General features: G+C 48.0%; 16 protein-coding genes. All 16 read right to left on the reverse strand.

Translation table 11 applies throughout. The features are described from left to right. Positions 1–32: 32 nt before the first annotated feature. Positions 33–1,280, reverse strand: a complete 1,248-nt coding sequence (locus ADU22_RS19850) for a glutamate-5-semialdehyde dehydrogenase (protein ID WP_053363713.1) — start codon at positions 1,278–1,280, stop codon at positions 33–35. A 12-nt stretch (positions 1,281–1,292) separates the two neighbouring features. After that, the gene (gene proB / locus ADU22_RS19855; protein WP_053363714.1) at positions 1,293–2,378 is read right to left on the reverse strand and encodes a glutamate 5-kinase; all 1,086 of its coding nucleotides are present in this window, start codon (positions 2,376–2,378) and stop codon (positions 1,293–1,295) included. A 161-nt stretch (positions 2,379–2,539) separates the two neighbouring features. After that, on the reverse strand, positions 2,540–2,752 hold the full coding sequence (locus ADU22_RS24835) for a hypothetical protein (protein WP_156324408.1): 213 nt from the start codon (positions 2,750–2,752) through the stop codon (positions 2,540–2,542). 362 nt (positions 2,753–3,114) lie between these two features. After that, positions 3,115–4,350: an imidazolonepropionase gene (hutI, locus tag ADU22_RS19860; protein WP_353611409.1), complete on the reverse strand. Its 1,236-nt coding sequence runs from the start codon at positions 4,348–4,350 to the stop codon at positions 3,115–3,117. 486 nt (positions 4,351–4,836) lie between these two features. Further along, positions 4,837–6,498, reverse strand: a complete 1,662-nt coding sequence (gene hutU, locus ADU22_RS19865; protein WP_053363716.1) for a urocanate hydratase — start codon at positions 6,496–6,498, stop codon at positions 4,837–4,839. Between the two features lie 17 nt (positions 6,499–6,515). Further along, positions 6,516–8,063, reverse strand: a complete 1,548-nt coding sequence (hutH, locus tag ADU22_RS19870; RefSeq protein WP_053363717.1) for a histidine ammonia-lyase — start codon at positions 8,061–8,063, stop codon at positions 6,516–6,518. Between the two features lie 105 nt (positions 8,064–8,168). Beyond that, positions 8,169–8,603, reverse strand: coding sequence for a histidine utilization transcription antiterminator HutP (gene hutP, locus ADU22_RS19875; RefSeq protein ID WP_053363718.1), 435 nt, complete (start codon positions 8,601–8,603; stop codon positions 8,169–8,171). Between the two features lie 241 nt (positions 8,604–8,844). Next, positions 8,845–9,234, reverse strand: coding sequence for an acyl-CoA thioesterase (locus tag ADU22_RS19880; RefSeq protein ID WP_053363719.1), 390 nt, complete (start codon positions 9,232–9,234; stop codon positions 8,845–8,847). A 103-nt stretch (positions 9,235–9,337) separates the two neighbouring features. Continuing rightward, a complete protein-coding gene (locus tag ADU22_RS19885; protein ID WP_053363720.1) occupies positions 9,338–9,931 on the reverse strand; it encodes a hypothetical protein in 594 nt (197 codons plus the stop codon). Between the two features lie 25 nt (positions 9,932–9,956). Further along, positions 9,957–11,396, reverse strand: coding sequence for a DEAD/DEAH box helicase (locus ADU22_RS19890; protein ID WP_053363721.1), 1,440 nt, complete (start codon positions 11,394–11,396; stop codon positions 9,957–9,959). A gap of 207 nt (positions 11,397–11,603) precedes the next feature. Then, positions 11,604–11,930 (reverse strand): hypothetical protein, encoded by a 327-nt coding sequence (locus tag ADU22_RS19895; protein ID WP_046523984.1) that lies wholly within the window; start codon positions 11,928–11,930, stop codon positions 11,604–11,606. 126 nt (positions 11,931–12,056) lie between these two features. Continuing rightward, positions 12,057–12,986 (reverse strand): glutaminase A, encoded by a 930-nt coding sequence (gene glsA, locus ADU22_RS19900; protein WP_053363722.1) that lies wholly within the window; start codon positions 12,984–12,986, stop codon positions 12,057–12,059. 176 nt (positions 12,987–13,162) lie between these two features. Then, complete coding sequence (ppdK, locus tag ADU22_RS19905) at positions 13,163–15,835, reverse strand: pyruvate, phosphate dikinase (protein ID WP_053363723.1); 2,673 nt, start codon at positions 15,833–15,835, stop codon at positions 13,163–13,165. Beyond that, positions 15,835–16,656, reverse strand: coding sequence for a pyruvate, water dikinase regulatory protein (locus ADU22_RS19910; RefSeq protein WP_053363724.1), 822 nt, complete (start codon positions 16,654–16,656; stop codon positions 15,835–15,837). The genes ppdK and ADU22_RS19910 overlap by 1 nt, the downstream gene beginning before the upstream one ends. Positions 16,657–16,679: 23 nt before the next feature. After that, positions 16,680–17,318: a transcriptional regulator CcpN gene (ccpN, locus tag ADU22_RS19915; RefSeq protein WP_082252945.1), complete on the reverse strand. Its 639-nt coding sequence runs from the start codon at positions 17,316–17,318 to the stop codon at positions 16,680–16,682. A 624-nt stretch (positions 17,319–17,942) separates the two neighbouring features. Then, positions 17,943–18,701: an exodeoxyribonuclease III gene (locus tag ADU22_RS19920; protein ID WP_053363725.1), complete on the reverse strand. Its 759-nt coding sequence runs from the start codon at positions 18,699–18,701 to the stop codon at positions 17,943–17,945. Positions 18,702–18,735: the final 34 nt, after the last annotated feature.

Here is an 18,735-nt window from a genome sequence, read left to right on the forward strand (position 1 = left end):
TGAAAAACTATATTTTAATAATATTATGACATTTATTTTCGGATTTGCCCATGCCCATATACAAAAAATTTACTGGAAGTTAATGCTTCTAGTCCCATCGGGCCCCGAGCATGCAGTTTTTGGGTGCTGATTCCGATTTCGGCTCCATAGCCGAATTCAAAGCCATCCGTAAATCTTGTGGAAGCATTATGGTAGACAGCGGCCGCATCGACACTGTTTAAAAATAGTGCAGCATGCTCTTCGTCTTTGGTCAAGATCGCTTCCGAATGCTTAGTACCATAGGTGTTGATGTGTTCTACAGCTTCTTCCACACTGGATACGGCCTTCGCACTGATTGTCAATGCCAGGTACTCGGTATGCCAGTCTTCTTCCATCGCCTGCTTGGCCGCCGGATACAAGTCCGTTACCCGCTCATCCCCGTAAATTTCGACTTCTTTTTCAGCGAGTGACTGCAGCAGATCGGCGCCGTGTTTTTCCAGCCAATTTTCATGAAGCAGAATGGTTTCAATTGCATTGCACACGGACGGACGCTGAGTCTTCGCATTAATGACAATGTCCTTTGCCATGTCGAGATCAGCGGTTTCATCAATAAAAATATGGCAGTTGCCTGCACCTGTCTCCAGCACAGGAACCGAAGCCTCGCGGACAACCGTATCAATCAGGTTTTTTCCTCCTCGTGGAATCAGTACATCGAGATATTCATTTAAATGAAACAGTTCCTTTGCGGTTTCCCTGCTTGTATCCTCAATCAGCTGGACGGCATCGACTGGAACCCTGGTGTCTTTCAAAGCTTCATGAATGCATTTGACCAAGGCAATATTTGAGAATTTTGCTGATGAACTGCCGCGCAAAATGACGGCATTTCCTGTTTTCAGGGAAAGAGTAGCCGCATCAACCGTCACATTTGGCCGAGCTTCGTAAATCATCCCTATTACCCCGATTGGAACACGATTCTTTTTAATCAGAAGGCCATTATCTTTTTCAATGGTCTCAAGGTTCTCTCCAATCGGATCTTTCAGGTTGATTAACAGCTGGATCGCTTCGCTCATATCATGGATCCGTTTTTCATTCAGCATGATCCGGTCGAGGACAGCATCGGAAAGTCCTTTTTCCTTGCCCATCTGCAAATCCTTTTTATTTTGCTCAATGATTGCTTCCTTGTCTTTAATCAACTGTTCCGCAATTTTCTTCAATGCAGCATTTTTGTCTTTTGTGGTGATACCCACCAGGGTCTGGCTTGCTGCTTTGGCAAGCTTGCCTTTTTGTTTTACCTCACTCATATTCCTTCCTCCTTACATTTTAACCCATTTATTACGGTGAATGACTTCCATCAAAGGCATTTCGGACTGGCTGCTCTTGCCAATCACATTCCTTAATTCATCCGATGAATAGGTGACCTCGCCTTTCCCCATAAAAGTATCGGACCCATAAACTTCGACAACATCCCCTTTTTGGAAATCCCCGCTGACCTTAATGATCCCAGCGGGGAGCAGGCTGCTTCCCCTGAATAAAATGGCTTCCTCGGCTCCTTTGTCCACATGGATTTCCCCTGATACATCAGAATGGAAAGCAATCCATTGCCTCCTTGTATTGATGGATGGCAATGTACTGTTTTGGATATAAGTTCCATCCCCATTTCCTGCAAGGATATCATTCAGCTTTCCTGCCCCTTTTCCACGGCCGATAAAGACTGGTACTCCTAGTGACAAGGCCATTTTCGCAGCAAGCAGCTTCGATCTCATGCCTCCGGTTCCCACCTTGGATCCGGCTCCTTCGGCAAAAGAAAACATGTCATCGGTAATGTTTTCGAGAACATCCAATTTCTTTGCAAGCGGATTGGTGCGTGGGTCGGCATCATACAGACCGTTGATATCGGTAAGAATAATCAGCTGGTCGGCATGAATCAGGCCGCTGACAAGGGCGGAAAGCATGTCATTATCGCCAAAGGTCAGCTCTTCAACAGAAACCGTATCATTTTCATTGATAATTGGTAGGATCCTGCGCTCCAATAATTCCATGACTGTAGAGTAGGCGTTCCTATACCGCTCACGATTTGAAAAATCCGTCCGAGTCAAAAGGATTTGTGCCGGCACCAGTCCGAAACGGCTGAATTTCTCAATATAAGACTGGATGAGCAGGCTTTGGCCCACCGCAGCCGCTGCCTGTTTTCCCTTTAAGGTCACAGGCCTTGTCGGATACCCCAGGCGGGTAAACCCTGCCGCAACAGCCCCCGAGGAGACAAGCAGCACTTCATGCCCTTCCTGGCGCAAAGCTGCCAGCGCCTGGACATGATCATTCAACTTCACCTGGTCAACCTCACCTTTTTCATTTGTTAAAGAACTGCTCCCAATCTTGACGACAATCCGTTTTCTCTCCATTTTTCCAATGCTCCCGTTGATATATTTTCCTGGTAAATAGGCTGTGTTAAAGCTTACTATTGAATTTTTTGATGAATTGTTTTTTGGCCGTAAGTCGGATTGGGACTTGACCACCCGATTTTGTCTGAATAAGGCTCGGATTCGGACTCGATTCTCAGGTTTCACCCCGGTGTTGTCCGAATGATGCCTGGATTCGGACTCGATCCCCAGGTTTTCCACTCGTCCTGTCCGAATGAAGCCCGGGTTCGGACTCGGTCTTCGTGTTTCCCACTTGTGCTGTCCGAATGAAGCCGGATTCGGACTCGATCCCCGCGTCCTGTCCGAATGATAACCGGATCGAACACCCTCACTAGTTCCACCTGGTTCTTTTTCAATCACAATAAACCAAGCCTAATCATAGCCAACCTTAGCAAAACTAATAAAAAAAGCCCATTCATCCTTATAAACAAGGACGAAAGGGCTTTGCTTCCGCGGTACCACCTAGATTGGATTGAATGTTCAATCCCGCTTTGCCTGATAACGCCAGGAAGGCGCCCATGTTTTGGCATGGGACTCGGGAGGCAGGTTCGGCGGCTTGACTGCGACGGGACCTCCCAGCTTACAAATCCCGCTCTCTTGCACAGAAGGCCCGCTTACTGATCCTCCGTTAACGTTCAACTGTTTGTAAACATTATGACGAGATTATCACGAATTGTCAATATAGCTGCTCATGTGATTGGGATCTTTTCTAATTCTATTAATCGACCTTCACTCCCGCGCAGTAAACACTATGAACATGATTGACTCCAAAGTGGTAGGGAAGGTATTGGTAGTTCGGAATATTCCAGATGACGAAATCAGCCTGTTTTCCAATTTCAAGAACTCCTGCTTCTCCGCCTTTCCCGATGGCATATGCTGCGTTAACTGTTACCGCATTCCAGATTTCTTCTGCTGTCATCTTAAGTTTCAGGGCGGCAAGCGACATGATGAGCTGCAGATTTTCGGTTACGCAGCTTCCAGGGTTAAAGTCGGTCGCCAAAGCCACTGCTGCCCCTGCCGAAATCATCTCCCTGGCACGGGCATATGTCTCCTTTCCAATATAGAAGGTAGTGCCCGGCAGTAAAACAGCAACACTATCACTTTTAGCAAGACTGTTTATGCCTTTATCCGATGCCGCAACAAGGTGATCAGCACTGGCAGCCTGCAGCTCCACAGCCAATTCCGTCCCACCCAAAGAATCGATTTCGTCAGCATGGATCTTTAAGCCAAACCCCTTTTCCTTCGCTGATAGTAAAAATTGCCGGGACTGTTTAATGGAAAAAACGCCTGTTTCACAAAAGATATCGGCAAACTCAGCCAGCTCTTCCGCTTTGATTTCCTCAAGAAGATTCTCCATTTCATCAAGGAATCCATCTGGATTGTCTTTATGCTCGACTGGAATAGCATGGGGCCCGAGAAAGGTCGAAACCACCCTGATCGGGTATGCCTCCTTGAGCTTCCGGACAACCCTCAGCTGTTTTAATTCCGTCTCCCGGTCAAGTCCGTAACCGCTTTTTGCCTCAATGGCAGTGACGCCATACGATATGAACCTGTTTAGGTGAAAGGAAGCTTTTTTAAAAAGCTCATCTTCGGCCGCATGCCTGGTTGCCTCTACCGTCGACAGGATCCCGCCTCCCTTAGCCAGGATTTCCAGGTAAGGCACTCCTGCTTGCTTAAGTGCCATCTCATGTTCCCTCGAACCGCCAAAAACGAGATGCGTATGCGGATCCACCAGGCCGGGTGAAACCACTCTGCCTTCAGCGTCGATTTCTTCCTTAGCTTCTAGGCATTGGCTTGCTGCCTGGTCCCCAATCCAGGCTACCTTTCCATCTTTTATCGCCAATGCGCCATTCTCAATTTTCAGCAGTTCATTCATTTGTGAGCCTTTTAAAGGTCCTGCCTCTCCTTTTGGCAGGATCAGCTGGCCAATATTGCGTACTATCAAGTCATATATCATGCTCTCGCTCCTTTCTATCTCCAACTAGCCTGGCAGGGATAATTGGGGGCATATTAATCCTGTCATTGTGACCATAATTCCAATTCCCATCGAATTCGGGTCACATTGAACGCCCCATCGTGACCGCAATTTCACTTTCCATCGAATTCGGGTCACATTGAACACCTCATCGTGACCGCAATTCCACTTTCCATCGAATTCGGGTCACATTGATCCCGTCATCGTGACCGCAAATCCAATTTCCATTGAATTCGGGTCACATTGAGCTCCCCATCGTGACCCTAATTCCAATTTCCATCGAATTCAGGTCACATTGATCCCGGCATCGTGACCGTAATTCCAATTACCATTGAATTCAAGTAACATTGAACGCCCCATCGTGACCAAAATGCCGTTCCCCATCAAATTCGGGTAACATTGAACCCGTGATCCTTCTCCCAAACGGATCGCAATCTCATCAAACCCTCTCGAACGATTTTCCTCTTATTTCAGCATCGGAATATCGACGCCCTTTTCCTTTGCTACCTGAATCGCTTTTTCATAGCCGGCATCTGCATGGCGGACGATTCCCATTCCCGGGTCGGTTGTGAGCACCCTTTCGAGCCGTTCTTTGGCAAGCTCGCTCCCATCAGCCACAACAACCATTCCGGCATGGAGAGAATATCCCATTCCTACACCGCCGCCATGGTGGACGGAAATCCATGAGCCCCCGGCAGCGACATTGATCATGGCATTCAGGATCGCCCAATCTCCTACTGCATCACTGCCGTCCTTCATCGCTTCGGTTTCCCGGTTGGGGGACGCCACTGATCCGCAGTCGAGATGGTCCCTGCCAATCACAATCGGGGCCTTCAGCTCTCCTGTTCTCACAAGCTCGTTAATGGCCAGCCCCATTTTTACCCTCTCCCCGTAGCCAAGCCAGCAAATCCGGGCAGGAAGCCCCTGGAAAGCCACCTTTTGCTGGGCCATTTCAATCCAGCGGTGGAGGTGTCCATTTTCCGGGAACAGTTCCTTGAGGAGCCTGTCAGTCCGGTAGATGTCTTCAGGGTCTCCAGATAATGCCGCCCAGCGGAAAGGTCCTTTCCCTTCGCAAAAGAGCGGCCGGATATAAGCAGGCACAAAGCCCGGGAAATCAAAGGCCGAGGCAACTCCCTCATCCTTGGCAACCTGGCGGATATTGTTGCCGTAGTCAAAGACAATCGCGCCGCGGCGCTGGAATTCAAGCATGGCTTCCACATGCCTTGCCATCGACTGCCGGGATAATGCCACATAGCCAGCGGGGTTGCTCGCCCTTAACACTTCCGCCTCCGCCAGGGTCATGCCTGCGGGAATATACCCGTTCAGCGGATCATGAGCAGATGTCTGGTCTGTCACAAGGTCAATCCCTATCCTGCGGTCAAGGAGTTCACCGTGGACTTCAGCGGCGTTGCCAACCAGCCCGATTGACAGGGCTTCACCCTTTTGTTTCGCCAGCATGGCCCAGGACACGGCTTCATCCAATGAATCTGTCATTCTGTCACAATATTTTGTATCGAGCCGCTTCTGAATCCTTGCAGGGTCCGCCTCCACCGCCAGGCAGACGCCGCCATTCATTGTCACTGCAAGCGGCTGGGCCCCTCCCATTCCCCCGAGGCCTGCTGTCAGGGTAAGCGTTCCTTTCAAAGAACCGCCAAAGTGCTGCCGGGCCGCTTCGGCAAATGTTTCATAGGTTCCTTGGAGGATGCCCTGTGTGCCTATATAAATCCAGCTCCCCGCGGTCATCTGTCCGTACATCATCAATCCTTTTTGATCAAGCTCGTGAAAATGCTCCCAGTTTGCCCATTTCGGCACGAGGACAGAATTGGACAAAAGTACTCGCGGTGCCGCTTTGTGGGTTTTAAATACAGCGGCTGGCTTTCCCGACTGAACTAGCAGGGTCTCGTCGTTCCCGAGCCTCCGGAGCGTTTCGACAATGGCGTCAAACGCTTCCCAGCTGCGGGCTGCTTTCCCAATCCCGCCATATACCACCAGGTCTTCGGGTTTCTCGGCAACCTCCGGATCAAGATTGTTATACAGCATTCTTAACGCGGCCTCTTGTTCCCAACCCTTGCACTCCAATTCCAGTCCTTTTTTTGCAACTACCGTACGGTTCACCTTTGCTTCCATCGTTTTCCCCTCCATTTTCAAGAATTATTGTTCACTTTTTTTTCCAAATCCTTAAAATCAACCCGTGCCTGTTCTGTCCATGGCCAATTATTTTTTTTCAGAAATTCTGCCATTCTCTCAATATCGTAGGAAAAGACCCTGTCCTCTGTGATCGACGGCACCAGTTTCCGTGCCTGTTCATAAAAAGACCTTGTTTTGGGTGCCATCTTAGCCACTCCGCGGTACTCCACTGCCTGCAGGGCGCAGATGCATTCAATCGCCAGTACGCGGCGCACATTCTCGATGATGCTCCCGGCATGGCGTGCCGCGATGGTGCCCATGCTCACATGGTCCTCCTGATTGGCAGACGAAGGAATCGAGTCTACGCTTGCCGGATGCGCCAGTGTCTTGTTTTCGGAAACAAGGGAGGCAGCTGCATACTGCATAATCATCGCTCCTGATTGCAAACCTGGCTGCGCACTCAGGAAAGGCGGCAAATCATTCAGCTGGGGATTGACAAGCCTCTCGATTCTCCGTTCAGAAATGCTGGCAAGCTCGGCAACCGCAATTTTCATAAAATCCATCGCAATCGCGATTGGCTGCCCATGGAAATTCCCTCCCGAAACCACCGTTTCACCATCATCAAATATCAGCGGATTATCTGTTGCTGCGTTCACTTCAATTTCAAGCTTTTCCTTCACATAGTCCAATGCCTGCCATGAAGCTCCGTGAACCTGGGGAATGCAGCGCAGCGAATAGGCATCCTGGACCCGTTTCTCTCCCTGTCTTGTCGTCAGTCCGCTTCCTGATAGCAAGTTTCTGATCCTCTCTGCTACTGCGGTTTGCTGTGGATACCCACGGGCTTCATGGATGGCAGGATGGAAGGCATCGATGATTCCTTCCAGGCCTTCCATCGTCATGGCGGAAATCCATTCACTCTGGTAAGCCAAGTCTGCTGCCTCGAGCCAATTGATGACTCCCATCGCCGTCATCGCTTGCGTCCCGTTGATCAGGGCGAGCCCTTCCTTCGCTTCAAGGGCGATGGGGTTAAGCCCCTCCTGCCTGCAGGCTTCGGCAGCAGGCACCGTTTTGCCCCGGTAAAAGACATATCCCTCTCCCATGAGGACTAATGCCAGATGGGAAAGCGGCGCCAAATCCCCTGACGCCCCCAATGACCCTTGCTGCGGGATGACAGGATGGATGTTCAGGTTCAAAAGGTGCATCAGGCGCTCCGCGATTAATGGCCTGATACCGGAAAATCCTTTTAATAAGGCGTTCAGCCTGAGCAGAACCATTGCCCTTGAGACCACTTCGGTAAAAGGTTCGCCGACTCCGCACGCATGGGAACGGATCAGATTTTGCTGCAGCAGGCTGACATCATCCTCGGCGATCATCACGTCGCTGAATTTCCCAAATCCGGTATTAATACCGTAGACAGTCCTTTTCTCACGGACAATTTTTTCAACAGCTCTTCTGCTCCGGGCTACTTTTTCCATGCTTTCCGGACATATTGTCACAAGGCTGCCTTCAAGGCAGATTTGCCTGATTTGTCCCAGAGTTAATGAATGGCCAGTTAGCTCAACCATATTGGTAACCTCCCAAGATTTTGGTGAAAACAAAAAGGAGGCGATAATGGCATAGTGATACCATCATCGCCTCCTTTTGACTAGTGAACTATAGGCAATGCTTCCTTATATATGATTAATACCCAACCCGACTGTTTCATGTTCCGCTCCTTTAACCGGAGCACCGATCGTGCCGTAAAAGGCGACGGCAATCCATTCCCCTTCGCCGCTTTCACTGTAGGGCTTTCCGCGAACAACGGAAAAGCGGAGGCCAACGGTCCGGCTCATTTCGCCAATTGCCGGTTTTCCTCTTGTCAGCCCTTCGATTCCTTCCATGATGGCATGATACAAGGCATGCGTCTCACGATAAAGGCTGTCATGAATCAGCCCGTTCCGCTTGGCTGCCGTTTCCACTGCCGCAATCACCTTTTGCATGTTCATGCTGCCTACCTTCCCCTGGCAAAATGAAACTTGGGCCAAGTCAGGCTTAAACTGATTAAGTTCCTCCTCTGACAGGGAGGCAAGGAGGATGGCCAGTTTCCCGATAGCTATTTTTTGCATGGCGACCTCTAAGTTTCTGAATTTTTCCTCTTGACTAATAACTTACCTTTATTGTATTCCCTTCACAAGCACTATGTCAATAATTTTTGGTAAATTTTAGTAAATTAGCAAGGTAATAATCTAGCGGGGTAAAGGAATTAAAAAACGAAACCCGGACATTCAGATGCATGTCCGGGTTTCGGATAAATTTAAAAAGATAGTCGCAATTAACACAAAAACTTTCCAAATATACAATATATCATTAAAGCAAATGCTGGCTAAGCTTTTCCCTTATATCATCCGGGATTCTTTCCGGCTTTTGTTTGGAAAAGCTGAAATTCACATAGACGGCATTTCCTTTTGCACACAACCTGCCTTCCTGATGGATTTCCTCGTATACCTTCAGGCTTGTATTGCCAATCTCCTTAATCCATGTCTTAACAATCGCTTTTTTACCATAAAAAAGCTGATGGACAAAATCGACATCAAAATGGATGATGACCATCTTCCAATCATCAAAGCTTAAATCCGGGGTAAACAGCCGAAAGATTTCATCGCGTCCGGATTCAAACCAGACAGGAATCACCGTATTGTTGATATGGCCGGCACCATCCGTTTCGGAAACCCTGGGATCAATCACTTTTTCAAACATGCAGGCACCTCCTGATATCCGTTTTCTTTATTATCAGAATTATCACGCCGTAAAGCAAGCTATAACTAAAAAAGGCCATGATGCTGGTATCATGGCCTTTGCTTTATTCTCCCTGTTCCATTCTCTCTGCCAGCTTGAACAGAAGTGCATATATTAACCTATATGCTTCATCAATGGTTAACTCTTCACTAAAGCCTTCAAGGCCGTTCAAGGCAAAGTTCAAATTCCAAATGCCTTCATTGGCATCAAACATTAAATCGAACTTTGCATCTTCTCCCTTGATCTGGCTTTCCAGATAGCTATTCATTGCCTTTCCATATTTTTTTGGCAGCCTTAAACCGAGCATTACATCATAGGTGCCAAACACATCGTCCATTTCAAAGGAGACTGCATCAACGCCCACAATATCGAACCACTTTGTCTCAAGGTACATGAATTCATTCTTATGCTTTTTAAAATAGCCGATAGGCTGAGATAAAAATTCCGCAGATTCTTCCCCAAGGAAATTCTCCGTTTCTTTGTCTCCCCGTTCTATATAGGCTTCTTTGAACCGTTCTGAAGGATGCTTCTCCACCACGCCCTCCCCTTCTTTAAGAAGGCGGTTTTTTTCCGCATACTCCTTTTCTTCCCTGAAAAGCTGTATGGAAGCTGCATCTTCTTGCGCTTCAAGATATTTTTGGATTTCCTGTTTTAGCATCTGTTTTCACTCCTGACTATTTTTCTTACCTTCTTCCCCGTTTCGGTTTAGCGCCTGCTGCTTTGGATGGCAGTGGCTTCCTTTTGGCTGTGTTGCGCTGGGCTTTCTTATTTTCAGTTCTGTCGTTGCCCCTGGTCCGGGTGCTTATCTCTTTATCTTCCCGGCTGCGCTGCCCCGGACCCTTCGAGGAAACTCGTTCCTGTCTGGTTTTTCCCCTCCTGTTATCATTAGACTGTTTTCCAGTAACAGTGGAGGTGCTGCCGGGTCGGCGGTCTCTTTGCCTAGCGGGCTTTTTTCCAGAAGAAGTCTTCTCGTCCTCTTTCCCCTCCATATTGCCGATATTTTTCTTTTCAATCCTTATATCCAAATCCTTTTCAATCTGGTCAAGCAGCGGTCGGTCTTTTGACGAATAAAGGGTGATGGCCAAGCCTTTTGTTCCTGCCCGGCCGGTCCTGCCAATCCGGTGGACGTAACTCTCTGCATCCAATGGGATGTCATAGTTAAAGACATGGGTGACTCCTTCGACATCAAGCCCCCTCGCCGCTACATCCGTAGCAATTAACAGCTGGATTTCGGCATTCCGGAATTTTTTCATTACCTGCTCCCGCTTAGCCTGGGAAAGGTCCCCATGAAGTTCATCGACTAGCATGCCGTTTGCTTTCAAAGTATCATACAGCTTGCTTACCCGCCTTTTCGTCCGGCAGAAAATCACCGCAAGAAAGGGCCGATGCGTTTCAATCAGCTGGACCAAGGTTCCCTGTTTCGCCCTGTCCACGGTATGAATGGCGATTTGCTTTACCGTTTCGGCTGGTCCCTGGGTCTTTTCCACCTGAATATACTGTGGTTCTTTCATATGTGTTCGGGCAAGCTTTCTGATTTCAGCTGGCATCGTGGCTGAAAATAGCATGGTTTGGCGGCTGCCTGGGGTTTCGTGGATAATCTGCTCCACCTCATGAAGGAAGCCAATATGAAGCATTTGATCTGCTTCGTCCAGCACGAGGAATGAAGCTTGCGATAAATCGACACTTTCCCTGCGGATATGATCCAGCAGCCTTCCCGGAGTTCCAACGACTATCTGGACATTTTTGTTTTTTAATTTATTCAGCTGTTTTGCCACATCCTGCCCGCCATAAACAGCAAGGACATGAACATCTTCCATGTCTGCAATAAGCTTTTCTACCTCGCCGGTTATTTGCAGCGCCAATTCCCTCGTGGGTGTGACAATCAGGGCCTGTATATGTGAAGAACCTCTATCGATTTTTTCAAGAATCGGCAAAACAAAGGCAAAAGTTTTTCCAGTTCCCGTTTGTGCCTGTGCAATAACATCCTTGCCGTCCATTACAAAGGGAATGGCCTTCTCCTGAATTGGAGTTGATTGGACAATCCCTTCCTCTCGCAGTTTTCCTGCCAAAGCTTCTGAAATGCCTAAAGATTTAAAATCACGCAATCCTATCCCTGCTTTCATTGGAGCAATTTTAACTGCCCTCTCCTAATTTGCTTCTCACTTTATTATTCCCCATAAAAAAACAACGCGATCATCGATCACGCTGTTTTCGGGCACTAGAATCAATGCCTATGTACATGCGGACTTTTAGTGGATCCTTGATGACGAATTCCATATGTAATCATCATAAGATTGCACCGCATCAACTATACCACCATTTAGAAGACCTCAGCAAGAAATAGGCTGTCTATCCAGACCAACCTTGTCAATTTTATCAATAAACATTTGGAAAACCTTTTTCTTTTCTTCCAAATCCTTGATTTCTTCCTTAAGCTGGTTGAATTTTTGTTCAAATGGAATGTGGTACAATTCCCTAATGTCCCGGATGATTTCCTCATTGACAGTAGACTGGACAACTTGTTTCGTAATGCTGAATTTGTAGGAATATACCTGCAGCTCCTGTTTCACATGTTCATATTCCTGATCAATTTCATGGAGTAACAGGGAAATCTCTGCTTTCCATTCCTCAAGTGACTTTTTCACATGTTGTTCCATGGGTACGCTCCTTTATGAAAGTATCTTATGCAGTTTAAAGCATAGCTTATCCCCCATTCTACCAGCCAACTTTTGCAGTTTCTTTTCTGTAAAATTACAATCCTGCTACTTCCCTGATGCGATATCCTAAAAGATGCTTAAATCGTATTGCTCCGACATCAGTTCAAGCAGTTTCATGCCTCCGATGCTGTTCCCTATTTCATCCAGGGCTGGGCCGAAAATGCCTATGCCGAACCGGTTTGGGACAGAACCCATAATGCCTCCGGATACTCCGCTTTTTGCCGGAATTCCTACCCTGATGGCAAACTCTCCAGATGCGTTGTACATGCCGCATGTGACCATGAACGTTTTGCACAAACGGGCTACCTCGACTGGAATCAGCTGTTTTTCACGGACAGGATCACGCCCATCCATGGCGAAGATAAGACCCACACGTGACAAATCCAGGCAATCCATTTGAATCGCACATTGTTTGGTATACAAATCCAGAAGCTCTTCAACATCTTCATCAATGATTCCATCTTTCCTCATGTAGTAGCATAATGCACGATTGAGGTCCGCGGTCTGGTATTCGGAGCTGGCCACTTCCCCGTCGTAGCTGATTGCCCTGTCTCCGGCCAAAGCCCTGATAAAATCAAGAAGACGCTGCAGCCGCTCCTCCACTGACTCCCCCTTGATAAGATGGGTGACTGCCAAGGCACCCGCATTGATCATCGGGTTCAGCGGCTTGGCACTTTGGCTCGTTTCCAGTTTAATAATCGAGTTGAAAGGGTCGCCAGTTGGTTCATAGCCCACTTTGCTGAATACTTTTTCCTCTCCGCAGTCCATCAGGGCGAGCGCCAAGGTCAACACCTTGGAAATGCTTTGCAAAGTGATGTTCTGTTCGATATCACCGGCGGAAATACATCTTCCGTCCGGATAAAAAATCGCCGCCGAAAGGTCATCACTATTCGCTTTTTGCAAGGCTGGAATATAATCAGCTACTTTCCCGTATTGCAGGACTTTTTTTGCCTCTTTTACAAGGGCATTTAATTCATCATTGGTGGAACACGGCATGTTGCTTCCCCCGCCTTTCATAAAAAAGTAAACCTGACGCAGTAAACAGTACCCTAATTGCCTCTCAAGCAATCCTAAACGGACCATACTCGTATCATTGTTAGCGTCTCATTTGGCACGGCCATACATACATAAAAAAACGGTGCAATTTCGCACCGTTTCCTGCTCGGCTTTATTCAGTTAACCTGCAGCGTCCTGTTTTCCCGATGTTCCTTATGCCTGATGGTCGCTTGCGCGGCAGCGAGGCGGGCAATGGGAACCCTGTAAGGAGAGCAGCTTACGTAATCGAGTCCTGCCTGGTAGCAGAATTCAATCGAGCTTTTCTCGCCGCCATGTTCGCCGCAAATTCCGGTTTTTAATTCCGGTTTTGTCTGCCTTCCAAGCTTCACACCGGTTTCGACCAGTTTGCCGACTCCTTCACGGTCGAGAACCGCAAATGGATTTTCAGGGAGCACTTTATTTTCAATATAAGCCTGCAGAAACTTCCCTTCGGCGTCATCCCGGCTGTAGCCGAACGTTGTTTGAGTCAGGTCGTTTGTGCCGAAGGAGAAAAAATCTGCTTCTTCGGCAATTTGGTCGGCCGTAATCGCCGCCCGGGGAATCTCTATCATCGTACCAATGGTATAACTGAATTCCTTGCCTGTTTCCGTTTTGACCACATCCGCCGCTTCTTCCACCAGCTTTCTCATTTCCTTGAGTTCATTCACATGGCCGACAAGCGGAATCATGATTTCCGGGTTTACGGCAATTCCTTTATCTCCAAGGGCAGCTACTGCATAGAATATTGCCTTTGCCTGCATTTCGTAAATTTCCGGGTGGATCATTCCCAGGCGGCAGCCGCGGTGGCCAAGCATCGGGTTGAACTCATCAAGCTGGCGCACCTTTTTCAGCAGCTGTTCCTTTGCCCTCAGCTCGGGCGATCCCGGGTCTGTCAATTGCAGCCTCGCCGTCTCAACCAGAAGTTCCTCTTTGTCCGGCATGAATTCGTGAAGCGGCGGGTCAAGCAGGCGAATAGTGACAGGAAACCCTTGCATCGCTTCAAAGATTCCTTCAAAATCCTCCTGCTGCATTGGAAGGAGCTTCGCGAGGGCAGCCCGGCGCTCGTCAAATGTTTCAGCAAGGATCATTTCCTGGACGATTGGAACACGTGCTGCATCCATGAACATATGCTCTGTCCGGCACAGGCCGATTCCTTCGGCACCAAATTCACGGGCTTTCAGGGAGTCTTCGGGATTGTCGGCATTCGTTCTTACCCCAAGCTCCCGAATTTCATCCGCCCAGCTTAGCAGTTCCTGGAATTCCTTTGACAGCTCAGGCTCGATCATCGGGATTTCGCCTAGCATGATTTCCCCTGTTGCTCCGTCAATCGTAATGATTTCTCCCTCTTTCACAATGGTTTCTCCCACGTAAAATTCCTTTGCCCTAACATCGATTTTCATGCTCTCACAGCCGCAGATGCAGGCTTTTCCCATCCCGCGCGCTACAACAGCGGCATGGCTGGTCATTCCGCCACGGCTTGTTACAACCGCCTGGGCGGCAACGATACCGTGAATATCATCCGGTGTCGTTTCCGGTCTGACCAGGATGACTTTTTTGCCGTCCTTGGTGAGGGCCTCAGCTTCGTCTGCATCGAATACTACCTCTCCGGTAGCAGCCCCTGGTGAAGCTGGCAGCCCCTTGGCCAGCTGGGTCCTTTCAAATTGGTCGTCAATCCGGCGGTGAAGCAGCTGGTTCAGCTGGTCAGGATCAACCCGCAGAAGCGCTTCCTCTTTGCCGATGATTCCCTCCTTGACCATTTCGACCGCCACGCGGATCGCGGCCTGGGCAGTCCGTTTTCCGTTACGGGTCTGAAGGATGAACAGCTTCCCTCGTTCGACAGTGAACTCGATGTCCTGCATGTCCTTGTAATGCTGTTCAAGCCGTATGCAGGTGTCCGCAAATTCCTGGTACACTTCTGGCATCTCATTGCGCAGTGTTTGGATTGGCTGCGGTGTACGGATTCCAGCGACCACATCTTCTCCCTGGGCATTGATTAGGTATTCGCCATATAAAAGGTGTTCTCCGGTAGACGGGTTGCGGGTAAATGCGACACCTGTGCCAGAGTCGTTCCCCATATTTCCGAATACCATGCTTTGAATGTTTACAGCTGTGCCAAGATGGCCGGGAATTTTATTCAGCCTGCGATAAACGATAGCCCGCTGGTTGTTCCAGGAATTGAAAACGGCGTTGATGGACAGAAACAATTGTTCTTTTGGATCCTGCGGGAACTCTTTTTTGGTGTGTTTCCTGACAATCCGCTTATAGCCGGAAATCACTTCTTTCCAATCTTCTGCTGTAAGTTCCGGGTCGGAAGAATATCCTTTTTCTTCTCTTGTTTCCTCGAGCAGCTGCTCGAAAAAGAACGTGTCTACATCGAGAACGACATCGGAAAACATCTGGATGAAGCGCCTGTAGGAATCATAGGCAAACCTCGGATTTCCAGTCAGCATTGCCATCCCTTCCACTGTTTCATCATTCATGCCAAGATTCAGGATCGTATCCATCATACCCGGCATGGAGAAAACCGCACCGGAACGTACAGAAACGAGGAGAGGACGGTTTGGGTCACCCAGTTTTTTTCCGCTATTTTCTTCGAGGGTGGTCAATGCTTCAAGAACCTGCGCCTGTACTTCGGCGGGKATTTTCTTTTCCGCTTCGTAATAGGCGTTGCAGGCTGCAGTTGAAATCGTGAAACCAAAAGGCACAGGAAGGCCGATCCTGGTCATTTCGGCGAGATTGGCACCCTTTCCGCCCAGAAGCTCTTTCATGTCACTTTTTCCCTCATTGAACATATACACAAATTTGGTCATTATGTATGGCTCCTCTCTTTTTTCAAAATGTCCAGGATCAGGCTGGCTGTTTCTTCAACTGCCTTGTTGGAAACGTTGATGACCGGGCAGCCCACCCTCTTCATGATTTTTTCAGCATAATCCAGTTCTTCAAGGATCCGTTCAAAACTGGCGTAATTGGCTTGTGATGTCAGACCCAGTGCTTTCAGGCGCTCACGCCGGATCTCATTCAGCTTGTCTGGGGAAATGACGAGCCCGACACATTTATTGCGAGGAACATTGAAAAGTTCTTCAGGCGGCTTTACTTCCGGGACAAGCGGCACATTCGCGACTTTGTATCTTTGATGGGCCAAATACATGGACAATGGGGTTTTGGAAGTCCGTGATACCCCGATCAGCACAATGTCGGACCGGATAATTCCCCTCGGATCACGGCCATCATCATATTTAACAGCAAATTCAATTGCCTCTATTTTACGGAAATATTCGTCATCCAGCTTCCTCATCAATCCCGGCTGCTGGTTTGGAGCCTTTTCAAATTTTTGCTCAAACGCTTTCATCAGCGGCTGGAGAAGATCAATCGCAAGGATGCCTTCTTCGGCAGCCCGCAGGTCCAGGTAGTGTTTCAACTCGGGTACGACCAGCGTATAAGCGATAATGGACCGGTTGTTCTGTCTGGCCAATATAATGACATCTTCAATATCTTCGGCATCCTCCACATAGGAATTGCGGCGAATATCCACACTGCCGCCGTTAAATTGGGTAGCAACGGCCTTTACGACAAATTCGGCTGTTTCGCCGACCGAGTCGGAAATTACATAAACTGCTTCCTTCTGCTTCAAAGACTGCTCACATCCTTTCAAGGTTAATAATCAAGGAGTTCAACGTATGCTCTGGTAATGGTGGTTTTTGTAATCCTTCCGATTACTTCATACAACTGGTTTTCCTGGTCCACTTCCCGGACTACCGGCAAGGAGTCAATATGATTCTGCATCAGCTTTTTGCCTGCTTCGAGCAGGGTTTCATCAGGACACACCGTAATCACATTGGGCATCCTCGTCATTATGACGCTGACCGGTAGTTCCTCAAGATTGCTGTTTCCAATGGCCGCCCGCAGCAAGTCTTTCCTGGAAATGACACCAGCCAATAGCCCATTCTTGTCCACGGCATAAAGAGTTCCCACATCTTCCAGGAAAATCTGCACAATCGCATCGTAGACGGAAGCCGATTTGGGTACGACAATGGGGTGAGCCTTGTAATCACCCACAAGCTGGCTTGCCAGGCTGGCCGCATCCTGCTTGATGGCGCTTTGGGGGTTGATAAAATAGCCTACCCGGGGTTTGGCCTCAAGGTTTCCGGCCATCGTCAGAATGGCGAGATCCGGACGCAAAGTAGCTCTCGTCAATGAAAGCCTGTCGGCAATCTGCTTTCCCGTAATGGGCCCGTCTTCTCTCACGATATGCAGGATTTCCTCCTGTCGCTTTGATAGTTTGATTGAATTCACCGCCCCTCAGCACCCCAATAGGATATAATAATAGAGATTGATAAAACCAATTGTGTTATGCTTATTTATATATAGTATATTACATTTAAACATATATCGGCACAAGTAATTTTTTATTTTTATGGCAAAATTGCTAACATTTCTTTTTTTGAAAGGCCGCTATGAGTTAGAAGGGGTTACGGTTCGAGGAAGAAGCTCTAAATAGAAGAAAAAAGATGCAGTCCAATTCGCAAATGAATTGGACTGCATCTTTTTTGTGAAAATGAAATGAATGGCATTTCATAAGCGGAGAAAATCCGGTTAATGTATATATCAGGGGCATAAGAAGCCTAAATAAGGGGATAAACTCCGACTAACTTCTCTTTTTAGAGCTAAATGTAAGGATTTTATTAAGATAAACGGAAAAATTCCCCTTAAATTACGGGAAATGATGGTATTTCCCAACTTAACCGGAAATTTTCCGTTTATTGTTCAATCCCAGTTATGATTATAGAAATCCCTTAATGAGAATGCCCCTAATAAAAGGGCTTATTTTCCATTTTCCCTTACATTTAAAACCGGTACGTTTTATTAATGAGTACGGCAGCTATACAAGCTTCTTAGAATCATAATGTATTGTCTTCATCACAAATCCAGTTCAAGCAAGATCGGACAGTGGTCGCTGCCCATGATATGCGCATCGATTTCCGCCTTTTTTATCGAGGATGCCAGCTGGTTCGAAACAATGAAATAGTCGATCCGCCACCCGATATTCCGCTCACGGACCTTGTTCATATAGCTCCACCACGTATAGGCGCCTTCCTGGTCGGGATGCAAATGCCTGAAGGAATCGACAAAACCGCTGTCCAGCAGCTCAGCCATTTTTCCGCGTTCTTCATCCGTAACACCCGAGTTCCCTTTGTTGGATTTCGGATTTCTTAGATCAATGGAACGGAAAGCAACATTCAAATCTCCGCATAAAATGGCGGGCTTGACTGCATCCAGTTCAAGCAAGTACTCCCTCAGCCTGTCTTCCCAAGCGAGCCTGAACGGAAGTCTCGCAAGGTCCCGCTGCGCATTGGGACTGTACACATTGACAAGGTAAAAGCCATCAAACTCCAGCGTAATCGCGCGGCCTTCCGAGTCATATTCCTCCATGTCTATCCCGTACTTGACTGAGAGGGGTTCAATCCTGGTAAAAACTGCGGTTCCAGAGTACCCCTTTTTCACCGCATAATGCCAGTAATCTTGATATTCCTCACCTAGCTCCAATTGGATCTGCCCTTCCTGAAGCTTCGTTTCCTGCACACAGAAAACATCTGCATCCACTTCCTTGAAATAATCCAAAAAACCTTTATTGCAGCAGGCTCTAAGCCCATTTACATTCCAGGATACCAGTTTCATTCTTCTTCCCCTTTTAATGAAATAAAGGGAACAG

The organism is Bacillus sp. FJAT-27251 (assembly GCF_001273925.1).
GTDB lineage: Bacteria > Bacillota > Bacilli > Bacillales > Cytobacillaceae > Mesobacillus_B.